This is a genomic window from Paenibacillus sp. tmac-D7, from assembly GCF_006519665.1.
Taxonomy (GTDB): Bacteria; Bacillota; Bacilli; order Paenibacillales; family NBRC-103111; genus Paenibacillus_G; species Paenibacillus_G validus.
Window position 1 is genome coordinate 48,279 of the sequence record NZ_VIDW01000020.1, and the last position, 11,752, is coordinate 60,030.

At 49.6% G+C, this 11,752-nt stretch carries 11 protein-coding genes; all 11 read left to right on the forward strand.

All coding sequences use genetic code 11. From position 1 onward, the window contains the following. Positions 1-50: 50 nt before the first annotated feature. Entirely contained in the window at positions 51-587 is a 537-nt protein-coding gene (locus FKP33_RS15075; RefSeq protein ID WP_141335616.1) for a TRAP transporter small permease, read from the forward strand. Then, positions 584-1,861 (forward strand): TRAP transporter large permease, encoded by a 1,278-nt coding sequence (locus FKP33_RS15080; protein WP_141335617.1) that lies wholly within the window; start codon positions 584-586, stop codon positions 1,859-1,861. The genes FKP33_RS15075 and FKP33_RS15080 overlap by 4 nt, the downstream gene beginning before the upstream one ends. A gap of 52 nt (positions 1,862-1,913) precedes the next feature. Continuing rightward, positions 1,914-2,942 carry a C-terminal binding protein gene (locus FKP33_RS15085; protein WP_141335618.1) on the forward strand — a complete coding sequence of 343 codons (1,029 nt, stop codon included), beginning with the start codon at positions 1,914-1,916 and terminating at the stop codon, positions 2,940-2,942. A gap of 37 nt (positions 2,943-2,979) precedes the next feature. Then, a complete protein-coding gene (locus tag FKP33_RS15090; RefSeq protein WP_127604798.1) occupies positions 2,980-4,029 on the forward strand; it encodes a TRAP transporter substrate-binding protein in 1,050 nt (349 codons plus the stop codon). After that, complete coding sequence (locus tag FKP33_RS15095) at positions 4,026-5,270, forward strand: nickel pincer cofactor-dependent isomerase, group 22 (RefSeq protein WP_141335619.1); 1,245 nt, start codon at positions 4,026-4,028, stop codon at positions 5,268-5,270. Before FKP33_RS15090 ends, FKP33_RS15095 begins: the two co-directional genes overlap by 4 nt. Before the next feature lie 136 nt (positions 5,271-5,406). After that, positions 5,407-6,171, forward strand: a complete 765-nt coding sequence (locus tag FKP33_RS15100) for an IclR family transcriptional regulator (RefSeq protein ID WP_127604794.1) — start codon at positions 5,407-5,409, stop codon at positions 6,169-6,171. A gap of 83 nt (positions 6,172-6,254) precedes the next feature. Further along, positions 6,255-7,979 carry a methyl-accepting chemotaxis protein gene (locus FKP33_RS15105; protein WP_181410160.1) on the forward strand — a complete coding sequence of 575 codons (1,725 nt, stop codon included), beginning with the start codon at positions 6,255-6,257 and terminating at the stop codon, positions 7,977-7,979. Between the two features lie 54 nt (positions 7,980-8,033). After that, positions 8,034-9,053 (forward strand): zinc-dependent alcohol dehydrogenase, encoded by a 1,020-nt coding sequence (locus FKP33_RS15110; protein ID WP_230876075.1) that lies wholly within the window; start codon positions 8,034-8,036, stop codon positions 9,051-9,053. Between the two features lie 206 nt (positions 9,054-9,259). Beyond that, the gene (locus FKP33_RS15115; protein ID WP_127604790.1) at positions 9,260-10,021 is read left to right on the forward strand and encodes a glycosyltransferase family 2 protein; all 762 of its coding nucleotides are present in this window, start codon (positions 9,260-9,262) and stop codon (positions 10,019-10,021) included. Position 10,022: 1 nt separating this feature from the next. After that, complete coding sequence (locus FKP33_RS15120; RefSeq protein WP_141335621.1) at positions 10,023-11,129, forward strand: glycosyltransferase family 2 protein; 1,107 nt, start codon at positions 10,023-10,025, stop codon at positions 11,127-11,129. Next, a complete protein-coding gene (locus tag FKP33_RS15125; protein WP_127604786.1) occupies positions 11,122-11,712 on the forward strand; it encodes a glycosyltransferase family 2 protein in 591 nt (196 codons plus the stop codon). Before FKP33_RS15120 ends, FKP33_RS15125 begins: the two co-directional genes overlap by 8 nt. Positions 11,713-11,752: the final 40 nt, after the last annotated feature.

An 11,752-nucleotide genomic window follows, 5' to 3' on the forward strand; every position in this document is an offset into this window, starting at 1 on the left:
CTGGGGCTTTTATGCCCCTTTTACCAGGTTAAGGAGGGTTTGAAGTCAGCATGTTTATTCGTTTGATTAATGGATTGACCGCCGCTTTTCTCGCTATTATGTCAATTTTGGTCTTTGGGAACGTCGTTTTACGTTATGCCTTTAACTCGGGGATTACATGGTCCGAGGAAATGGCCCGCTTCTTGTTCATTTGGCTCATATTGATCGGTGCGATCAGCACATTGAAAGACAATCAGCATCTGGGTGTCGATATGTTGGTTAAGCGGTTATCCAAAACGGGGAAAAAGATCGTTTACGTTGTGAGCAACGGAATCATCTTGTACATCTTATGGATCATTTTCTTTGGAAGCTGGGACATGACGATGTTGAATATGGATAACAAATCTCCGGCAACGGGGGTTCCGCAATCGCTCATCTATGGAACAGGGCTCGTGATGAGTTTTTGTATGGCTTTAATTATTTTAGGCAAGTTGTACCAGCTCTTTTTTGGCAAGGCGGATATCGATGAGTTGACTCAGGTACTGGATTCCGAAGAGCTGATTGGTGAAGCTGATGGCCATTCGGATCAAGGAGGTGCCGTGAAGTGACTATTGTTATTTTCTTGGGAGTTCTTTTAGGCGCTATGGCATTGGGTATGCCTATCGCGTTCGCGCTTCTCGCCAGCGGCGTGGCGCTAATGCTCCATCTGGATATGTTTAACAACCAAATTGTGGCGCAAAACTTGGTTAACGGCGCAGATAACTTTCCGTTAATGGCCGTTCCGTTCTTTATCCTGGCCGGCGAATTGATGAATGCCGGCGGCATATCCAAGCGGATTATTAATTTCGCTATGGCTTTGTTTGGACACGTTAAAGGTGGACTCGGGTATGTCGCGATCTTGGCGAGCGTCATATTTGCCGGGTTGTCCGGTTCCGCTGTCGCCGATGCTGCAGCGCTTGGCGCGATTTTGATCCCGATGATGGTGGCCGCAGGGTACGACCGCGCTCAATCCGGCGGCTTGATTGCTGCCAGCAGTATCATCGCGCCGATCCTTCCGCCGAGTATTCCGATGATTATCTTCGGCGTAACTGCAGGAGTATCGATTACGAAGCTGTTTATGGCGGGAATTATTCCCGGTTTATTGATTGCCGTTGTATTGACCATTTCCTGGTGGTCCATTACCCGTAAAGGGAATTTCAAAGTTCAGCCGAAGAAATCGTTTAAAGAAATTATGCAAGCTTTCCTGGCGGCCTCTTGGGCGCTCTTCCTGCCGGTGCTCATTATCGGCGGTCTTCGCGGCGGAATATTCACACCGACGGAAGCTGCGGTTGTGTCTGCTGTCTATTCTTTGATCGTAGGACTCTTTATATACAGAGAAATAAACTTGAAAAAAGTATACCACTTGCTGGTGGCCGCTTCCAAAACGACAAGTGTCGTCATGTTCCTTGCCGCCGCAGCGATGGTCTCTGCATGGTTAATTACGGTAGCGAACATCCCGGCCGAGCTCGCCGACGTGCTTGGGCCGTTGATTGAAAACAAAGTGCTGTTGATCCTGGCTATTAACTTGCTTGTGCTGCTTGTCGGAACGGCGATGGACTTGACGCCGACGATCCTGATTTTAACGCCGGTGCTCATGCCGATTATTGAGATGGCGGGTATCGACCCGATCTTCTTCGGATTGATCTTTATTCTGAATAACTGTGTCGGTCTATTGACGCCGCCTGTAGGAACGGTGTTGAACGTTGTAGCCGGTGTCGGCAAGCTGAGCATGGAGCAAATCATGAAGGGCGTCTGGCCTTTCCTGGTAGTGGAAACGCTGCTCTTGCTGATCTTGTCGTTGTTCCCGGATCTTGTGCTCATCCCGCTTGGCTGGTTCACCTAAAAAGCTTCAGGGTGCGACATAAACAATATTTTTTCAGGAGGAAACAGACAGAATGCGTAAGTTTAAAGTAGTCGTAACGGATTGGGAGTATGCAGATTTGCGGTTTGAAGAAAAAGTATTTCAAGCCTATGAAGAGATTGAACTCGTTCCGGCTCAGTGCAGAACGGAAGAGGATCTGATTCGGGTTTGCCAGGATGCCGATGCGTTGATCAATCAATATGCTCCGATTACGCGCAGAGTCATTGAATCCCTTCAAAATTGCAAGGTCATTACACGCTATGGCGTCGGTGTGAATACCGTTGATTTGGACGCTGCGACGGAAAAGGGCATTTGTGTAGCCAATGTTCCGGATTATTGTATGGATGAAGTATCGGATCATGCGCTCGCTTTGCTGTTAAGCTGGGCGAGAAAAATAACAGCGGCGGATCATCATGTGAAAAACGGCGTATGGGATTTCAAATTAACGCAGCCGATTTACCGCCTGCGTGAAAGAACGATCGGGTTGGTCGGATTCGGCCGAATTCCGCAAGCGCTGGCCGAGAAGGTCAAGCCTCTCCATCTTCGGGTTATCGCCTATGACCCGTTCTTCCCGGCCGATGTCGCCAAACAGAAAGGGGTGGAGCTGGTATCGCTGGATGCTCTTTGCGAGCAATCGGACTTTATCTCGGTTCACGCTCCATTAACTGCGGATACGAAAGGACTTCTCGGGGAAAAGCAGTTTGCGCTTATGAAGAAAGACGCGGTCGTGATCAATACCTCCCGCGGTCCGGTTATTGACGAGCAGGCATTAATTGCCGCGCTGGAGAAAGGGCAAATTGCAGGAGCCGCTTTGGATGTCGTCGAAGAGGAGCCGATCGCTTCCGATAACCCGCTTCTCCGGATGGAGCAAGTGATTCTGACACCGCACGTGGCCTGGTATTCCGAAGAATCGGCGGCCGAATTACGGGCGAAAGCGGCGATGGGCGTAGCGGACGTCCTGGTGTTCGGCGAATATCCGAAATATTTGGTGAATCATAAGGTGAAGGAACAAGGTAAGCTGGAGGCCAGCCAACCTGAAGCGAGATATGCAAAGCTAGTCTAGGTATTCATATAACTAATAAATAAAGGCGGGGTTATCAATGAAACAATGGATTAAACGCAGTATGATCGCTCTAACAATTCCAAGCTTGCTGCTGGCTACCGCTTGCGGCGCATCAGGACAAGACGGCCAGGCCGCCGGCAAGCAGCCGGAAGGAAAAGTGCGCATACTCAAGTCGGGTATCGGATTCAACGAAGATCATTCTCAGGCGCAAGGTCTTATTAAATTTGCGGAAATCGTCGAGAAAAACAGCGGCGGCAGAATCAAAGTACAAAACTACTTCTCGTCCCAGCTTGGTGACGATATGAAAATGATGGAAGCCTTAAAAGCGGGAACGCAAGAGCTTACAATGCCTTCCACGTCGCCGATCAGCAACATGGTGAAAGAGTTCGGGATTTTCGATTTCCCATTCGTTTTCAACAACGAGCAGGAAGCCTATGCCGTACTGGATTCTCCATTCGGACAAAAGCTGTTGGATAAGCTGCCTCAGCACGGACTCATCGGACTCGGTTACTGGGAGAACGGCTACCGGAACTTGACGAACAGCAAGCGGCCTGTTGCAACGGTAGAAGACTTCAAGGGGTTAAAGATCCGCACGCTGCAAAATAAAGTGCATTTGGAAGTGTTTGGCGCATTAGGCGCGAATCCGGTGCCGATGCCGTTCTCCGAGGTGTTTACCGGTCTGGAGAGCAGGACGGTTGACGGGCAGGAAAATCCGATTGCAGCCATTGAATCCAGCAAATTTTACGAAGTACAAAAATACTTAAGCTTGACGAATCACGTGTATACGCCGTTTGTTTTCTTAATGAGTAAGAAGATTTGGGATCAGCTGACGCCTGAAGACCAAAAAATGTTGAAGGATGCCGCAGCTGAAGCGGGTAAATACCAAAGAGCGCTCAACATTGAACAAAACAAAAAGTCGTTAGAATCGCTTAAAGCGAAAGGTATGCAAGTGAATGACATTTCTCCTGCGGAAAAAGAGAAAATTCAACAAATCGTGAAGCCGGTCGTTGATAAATTTGCCAAGGAATTCGGCGAGGACGTTGTGAAGGAAATGTACGATGGCGTTCAAAAGGCCCGCAACAAATGAGCATCATTGAAGAGCTTCTAAGCGACATCCCGCTTCCCAAAATGGTGAAAGTTAAACAGCATTTTCACGCACCCGAGCTGCCGGACGTTCCGGCAGCAGTTCGGGAAGCATTGGCATCGAGGGACGTGTTGTCAAGAATCAGCTCCGGGGACCGGGTAGCCATCGCCGTCGGCAGTCGGGGCGTCGCAGATCTTCCGATTCTTACGCGGGAAGTGGTGTCAGCCGTTAAATCGGTTGGAGGAAACCCGTTTATCGTACCGGCGATGGGGAGTCATGGCGGCGCTACGGCCGAGGGACAGACCGAAGTGCTGGAAGAGCTTGGCGTAACGGAGTCTTATGTTGGGGCCCCGATCGTTTCCAGCATGGAGGTTGTCGAATTGGGGAAGCTGGACAACGGACTTCCCGTTTATATTGACAAGCATGCGTACGAGGCCGACAAAATTATTGTCATCAACCGGATCAAACCGCATACCGCTTTTCGGGGACCTGTAGAAAGCGGCCTGATGAAGATGATCACGATCGGGCTGGGCAAACAAAAGGGTGCCGAAGCGGCTCATGCCTACAGTTTTAAATATATGGCCAAGCATGTGCAGGAAATGGCCCAGATGGTCATCGAGAAGACGCCGCTTATTTTCGGACTGGGATCGATAGAGAATGCTTATGATCGTCCCGCGCGGATTGTCGCTGTACCGGCTGAAGCGCTGTGGGAGGAAGAGCCGAAATTGCTGCTTGAAGCCAAATCGCTCATGCCCAGAATCATGTTTAACCCCCTGGATGTTCTCATTGTCGACGAAATCGGGAAGGACATTTCCGGTGACGGCATGGATCCGAATATTACGGGGCGTTACGCTACTCCCTATGCCAGCGGCGGTCTGGAAGCGACAAGAATCGTAGTTCTCGGCCTGACGGAGAGAACGCATGGCAACGCGAACGGATTGGGGATGGCGGACATGACCACCCGCAAGGCGTTTGATTCTATCGTGTGGGAAAAAGGCTATGCCAATGCGCTGACAAGCACGGTGGTAGCCCCCGTTAAAGTGCCGATGATCTTCGATACGGAGAGTCTTGCCGTCAAGGCCGCGATTAAAACCTGCAATACTTTTGACATGACGAAAGCCCGTGTGGTCCGGATTCACAACACGCTTGAGCTGAAGGAAATTTGGATTTCCGAAAGTTTGCTGGAAGAGGCCAGAGGGCAAGAAGCGATTGAGATCGCAGGAGAACCGGAAGGTCTTTTCTAACCGCATCGTTCTTGTTCTTTGAGAGTCCCTATATGGCATTTATCATTGGCAATTTGTTATCGTGTACGCTAGGATTTTTTATTTCAACTATGCTAATATTTAATTGACACGAAAATCCTAATGAGGGAAAAAATTCATGCCTATTATTCAGTCGATAGAACGCGCTCTGCGCATCCTGGATTTATTTGATGAGAACGAAACGGAATTGAAAATTACAGAAATCAGCGAACGAATGGGGCTTAGCAAAAGCACGGTGCATTCCCTGTTAAAGACGCTTCAGCTGTATCGTTATATCGAGCAAAATCCTGAGAATGGCAAATACAGGCTCGGGATGAAGCTGTTTGAACGAGGTAATTTTGTCATCAGTCGTTTAGACATTCGGACGGTGGCCAAACGTTTTTTGGTTCATTTATCCGAACGGACAGGCCAAACGACGCATTTGGTTATCCTGGATGGCAAAGAAGGGGTATACATTGACAAGGTAGAGGGAGAACAGGCGATGATTCTCTCCTCCCGGATCGGCCGCCGCATCCCGCTGCACGCCACTTCCGTAGGCAAAGTGTTCCTGGCTTTCAAGTCTAAGGAAGAGCTGGCCAAGCTGTTGGACGGCTATGACTTCTACGAGAAAACGGTGAATACGATCACAACGAAGGAACGGTTAATGGCGGAGTTGGATGAAATTCGCCGTCAAGGCTATGCGGTGGATAATCAGGAATATGAGCCGGGTGTGCGCAGCGCAGGAGTCCCCATCTATAATTATGCGGGCGAGGTCGCTGCCGCGATTAGCATCACGACTACGATCGCTCGTGTGGATGACAAGGCTTTCGAACAACTGATTCCCCTGCTGGTTCAGGTAGGCCAGGAAATATCGGAACGAATGGGGTATGGCATCTTAAACTAATGGACATGCGGGGGGACTCCTAAAGAGCTCCCCTTTGTTTATCCAATAACAGCTTAACCCCATGTATGGAAAGGAGAATCCTATTGAGCTGGTTTCATCATCTTAAAATTTCTTTGAAATTTATGGTTTGTTTTGCGCTTGTGTTGATCATTTTACTGGCTACGGGTGTATTGGGACTGACGAATAGCCATAAAATCAACAATAATCTTGTGGATATTTATGAAAACAAGCTGATCACGATTAAGGATTTGGGAGAAATTTCCAGTTCTTTTCATAGAATCAATACGCATCTTGGCAACTATTTGCTAACTGCCAATTTGGACGAACGCATAAAGTCAAAAGAAAAGATGATGGAAAACCAGAAGCATATCGATCTTTTACTGGAAAATATGGCTTTGCGGCCTTTGCCCGAGGAATACGTCAAGGAGCTTGAACTGTTCAAAGGCTTATGGGTCAATTACTCCGAGAAGGGCAACAAAGTGACCGAATTGGCGGATCAAAACCAGAAGGCCAGTGCTCAGCTTATTTACGAGAAGGAAATGCTGAATAAGGTCGAAGGCATCGATCAAACGTTTCACAACTTTATCGAGCTGAATAAAGAGGAAGCGGAGCAGTCTTATTTAAGCTCCTCTGCCATGTATAAGAAAGTTACGGCTATTTCCATCGGATTTATCGCAGGCTCCTTTCTTATTTCCATCGCGCTGGGCTATATCATTACGTCTTCTATGGTGAATCCGATCAAGGAACTTCTTCGCAAGTTCCAGCTGATGGGATCCGGCGATCTGTCAGCGCCTATTTCCATTCAGCGCAAGGATGAGCTCGGCCAATTGGCACTAGCCTCCGAACAGATGAGACAGAGCATAGCTTCTATTATTAATCAGGCCCAAAACTCGGTCTCAACCTTATCCGACGTGTCGGACAAGATCAAACAATCGGCGATTCTGACCGGGAATTCTTCCCAGTTTATTCTTCAAGGGCTGCAGCATTCTACCGAACGGTTCAAGCACCAATCCGAGATGGTTTCGGGCGACGCAGCCATTGTGAAAGAAATGTCCATGGGCTTGCAGCAAATGGCCGGCGACGTCGACCAAATGAACCGCCGTGCACTCGATATGGAAACGGTGTCCGCCCAAGGGGATGTCGCCGTTCGCGACGCGATCGATAAGATGAACGGACTTCAACAGCAAGTAATGCAATCGACCGAGTCCGTTCGGAATTTGGCTCAGCTGTCGAAGGATATCAACCAGGTGATCACGACGATCATGGAGATTGCGGAAGAAACCAATCTGCTCGCTCTCAACGCGTCGATTGAAGCGGCTCGGGCGGGTGAAGCGGGTCTCGGCTTTGCTGTGGTTGCCAGTGAAGTGAGGAAGCTTGCCGAGAACAGCAGGAGCGCGGCCGATCGTGTGCGAATGGACATCGGCAAAATGCAGGCAGGCACGTTGACTGTCGTGAATTCCATCCAAATTTGGGCGGCTGAGATTTTGGACGGCCAGGAGAAGGTGGAGAACGTTAGTCTGGCTTTCCAAAACATTCGCGATTGGGTGTATAAAATGAACAGCTCCATTCAAGAGGTGTCGGCCAACATCGAAGAATTGGCTGCCGGGAGCTATCAAATCGATCAATCGATGCGAAGAATCGAAAATTTCTCGGTGGAGGTATCCGATTCGACGGAAAGCTATGCGAACACATCGGGGGAACAGGTGAAATCGATGAACGAAGTGATTGTTTCCATCGAGTCGATATTGGCCATATCCGAGGAATTGAATAAGGCAACAAGCCGCTTTACCGTCTCTCCCCAAGGATGAAGGAAATTCGCCGGAGCGGAGTCTAGGACGACATTTTAATTTGGAGGTTTAGTGATGGCGACAATGAAAGCAGGACTCTTTCTCGGCGCAAAAAACGTTCAGGTAGGCGAATTGGAAAAACCGTCACCCAAGCAAGGGGAAGCGTTGATCAAAGTAGCTTATGCCGGAATATGCGGAACCGATATGATGATTTATGCCGGCAGACATCCAAGAGCAAAGGCCCCGTTAGCGATGGGACATGAATTTTGCGGTGAAATCGTCGAAATTGCGGGCGACAGCGCTTTTGTTCCGGGTGAGCGGGTCGTGATCGAGCCGACGCTTAGCTGCGGGACTTGCGAAGCTTGCTTGGCAGGCCAAACCCATGTATGCAAAACGCTGCGGCTTATCGGCATTGACGGCCACGGCGGGTTTGCCGAATATGTTGTCGTTCCATTAAACAGACTGCACCGCATTCCGGAAAGCTTGTCGGATGCGCATGCCGCGTTGACGGAGCCACTGGCTGTAGCTGTTCATTCGGTGCGCCGTTCCAACATGAAAGTTGGCGACCGGGTTGTTATTTTGGGAGGCGGCCCCATTGGTCTGATGATCGGCATGGTGGCGAAGCTGGCGGGCGCCCGCGAAATTATCGTGTCGGACATTAGTCCTTATCGGCTGTCCAAGGCGAAGGAGCTTGGATTTGTAGCGTTGGATGCCAAGACCGCGAATGTTGGGGAAGAAATCCGGACGATTACCCAAGGAGTAGGGGCGGACATCGTATTTGAAGTTGCCGGAACACCCGCTACCGTGAGCCTGATGGTGGAAGCCGTCAGAATTCAAGGTCAGGTCGTCGTGGTCAGCTTGTTCAAGCAGCCTCCGGCTGTAGATTTGGCCAGCATGCACTTTAAAGAAATTTCCTTGACGACAACTCGATGCTACAGCACGGGGGATTTTGAAACGGCGATTCAATTCATGGCGAAAGGAATGCTTGATATCTCGCCGATGATTTCACATGAGCTTAAGCTGGATCAAGTTGCACAGGGATTCGAGTACATGGAAAATCCGGATCAATCGTTGAAAGTATTAATTCAACCTTAAGTAGGATGAAAGAGATCTAAACAGGTATGGCCGGGCCCTATTCGCGGGGCTCTTTTTTTTTATACAAGCCCATTAATTACCGGAGTGGAAGCAAAAAAATGCGCTTTTTCCACAATTGTCCAAACAATACGTACACTAGCCGTCTCAACTCCTCGTTACTGCCATAATATAAAGCATATTAGACTATGACCAGTTGAGGTGTCCGAATGACAAATGAATTCAATCCGCGGGACCCTGTTGCGAAGCCGAAATTGTCCGTCGTCATTCCAGCCAGGAACGAGTCGACAACGATTGCCTATGTCATAGAGGAGGCCAGGAGTGTTCATCCTGAATCGGAGGTCATCGTTGTTGTCAACGGAGCAACGGACAGAACGGCGGAAATTGCCGCACAGATGGGGGCTAAGGTGATCCGCTATTCGGCGGCGCTTGGACACGATGTCGGGCGAAGCTTGGGAGCCAAGGAGGCCAGGGGCGATATTATCCTATTCCTGGATGGCGATATCGTGATTTCTACCGATCTGCTCACTCCGTTTGTCCAAGCGGTAGAGAATGGGGCTGACGTCGCTTTAAACAAATACCAAGGCCGTGTGAATACGAAAAATGTGCATAATGTCGTTTTATCGAAGCGGGTGTTAAACGCTTTGCTTTCGTCATCCGAACTGGGCGCTTCGTCCATGACAACGATCCCGCACGCCATTAGCCGAAAAGCGCTGCGTGTCATTGGCTGCGACAATTTAGCCATCCCTCCCAAAGCTCAAGCGATAGCCCTGACAAGCGGACTTCATGTCGCGCAGGCATGCTTTGTAGATGTCGGGAAGGTCAATCCTAAACGAAGGAAATCCCCTGATCCACTCTCGCAGCTCATTGTGGGGGATCATCTTGAAGCCATTCATTGGCTGTTTAGTCAAAGCGATTCTCGTGCTAACCGTTCGGATCTCGGAAGGCAGCGGGAAAGGGTGAGAGATTAGCATGAAGATCATACCGAAAAAAGCAGCTGTAAAAAAAAAGCGGCCCTTACGCAAACCCGTTGCGGAAAAGAGCGTAAACTCCCGGAAAAAAAAAGCTTGGGACAAAGGGGCTTATGCGGCAGGATGCCGTTCGGTCGGATGGTTCTGGCCTAAATCGACCGACGGGGAACCGCCGGAGAACATTCAATGGGAGCGCAGAATCAATGTGCGCTGGGCCAAATGGTTTGGGAAGTATGCATTCAGACGCGTGCCCCAGTTAAGCTACCCTCTCGCGTGCAGACGGTTCATTCGCGGTTTTTGCGAAACGGCAAATATCGATATAAGTTCGGATCTGTTGCTTCCGACAACCAAGTCGGTCTGTTGCGTACTTACGGTAAAGAATGAGGCTGCTACGTTGCAAGCTCAATTAAATGAGCTTAGGCGTCTTCCGTTTGAAGAAATAATTGTAGTTGTTAACGGGTCTACGGACAATAGCTACGAGGTTGCCCGCAATCATCCCGTCCAGGCAACGGTCGTTCATTTCGATTCGGCGCTTGGTTACGATGTAGGGAGAGCGGTCGGAGCCAGAATGTCACATTCCGAGATGATATTGTTTTTGGACGGGGACATGACGATTCGGGTGGATCTGCTGCTGCCGTTTATTTATGAGATTGAAAAGGGGGCGGACGTCGTTCTGAACCCGATTTCGTCCCTGCTGCCGACATTCGAACGAAGGGATTCCGTCTCTAATATCAAACAGTTTTTAAATATATGTTTGGGAAGGCGGGATTTGCATGCGGATTCGCTAACCGCCGTCCCCCATGCGCTTTCACGACGTGCGATCGAAAAGCTGGGAACCAGCGTACTGGCTGTCCCTCCTGTTGCGCAGGAGAGGGCCGTTCGTTTAGGACTGTCCGTTGTCCGTTCGCCGGTTACGGTCGATGTGATTACCCGCAACCGGCTCCGTAAACAAAATGTCGGGTTAGGAAACCGCGTTGAGCATCTCATACTCGGGGACCATCTGGAAGCCCTTCATGAGCTAATGGGTAATTTCGGTCCGCGGCTGCACTTTCCCGACTCCATGCGACAACGTCACCTCATCGAGGAAGGAGTCGACGAAAGTGTCTAAAACAAGTATAATCATTCCCGTCCATATGGCGAAGGAGCTTCTCGGAAAATGCATCGCCTCCATTCGCAACCATACGGACATTCCGTATGAAATCATCGTCATTGACAATGGATCGAATGATGGTACGGACGAATATTGCCGCAAGGAGCGTATAACTTTTGTTTCATTGCCGTGGAAGCATGCCGTTTCCGATGCCTGCAACCTTGGTTTAAGATTGTCAACCGGAGAGAATCTGCTTCTGTTGAAACACGATGTCCTGGCTTCACGCAAGTGGTTGTCCGGTATGCTTCAAGGTTTGAACAGTCAGGACGATATCGGTATCGTCCGCCCTTCGTTGACCCCAATCCAAATCCATCAAAACAAGCATGTCGCGGATGAGGATGTGTTGGAGCGTTGCATCTTGTTCAAGCGGGACTTGCTCAACAAAATTGGCTTCCTTCAGACCCCGCAGTTGTTTGCCGATCGTGTGTTTCATGATTATTGTTCCCGCGCAAGCCAAGCCGGGTATCAATTGATGATTGCCGGAAAGGTGAAATTAAATCCGGATTCCACCATCGAACGGGTTGCTGCACATACGCCATGAGAAAAAAAAAGGAAACGGCGTGTGCCGTTTCCTTTTCATA

What these genes read in the sequence shown, in the direction of transcription:
- FKP33_RS15075 (WP_141335616.1), top strand. Translation starts at nt 51, where the DNA reads ATGTTTATTCGTTTGATTAATGGATTGACCGCCGCTTTTCTCGCTATT.
- FKP33_RS15085 (WP_141335618.1), top strand. Translation starts at nt 1,914, where the DNA reads ATGCGTAAGTTTAAAGTAGTCGTAACGGATTGGGAGTATGCAGATTTG.
- FKP33_RS15090 (WP_127604798.1), top strand. Translation starts at nt 2,980, where the DNA reads ATGAAACAATGGATTAAACGCAGTATGATCGCTCTAACAATTCCAAGC.
- FKP33_RS15095 (WP_141335619.1), top strand. Translation starts at nt 4,026, where the DNA reads ATGAGCATCATTGAAGAGCTTCTAAGCGACATCCCGCTTCCCAAAATG.
- FKP33_RS15100 (WP_127604794.1), top strand. Translation starts at nt 5,407, where the DNA reads ATGCCTATTATTCAGTCGATAGAACGCGCTCTGCGCATCCTGGATTTA.
- FKP33_RS15110 (WP_230876075.1), top strand. Translation starts at nt 8,034, where the DNA reads ATGGCGACAATGAAAGCAGGACTCTTTCTCGGCGCAAAAAACGTTCAG.
- FKP33_RS15115 (WP_127604790.1), top strand. Translation starts at nt 9,260, where the DNA reads ATGACAAATGAATTCAATCCGCGGGACCCTGTTGCGAAGCCGAAATTG.
- FKP33_RS15120 (WP_141335621.1), top strand. Translation starts at nt 10,023, where the DNA reads ATGAAGATCATACCGAAAAAAGCAGCTGTAAAAAAAAAGCGGCCCTTA.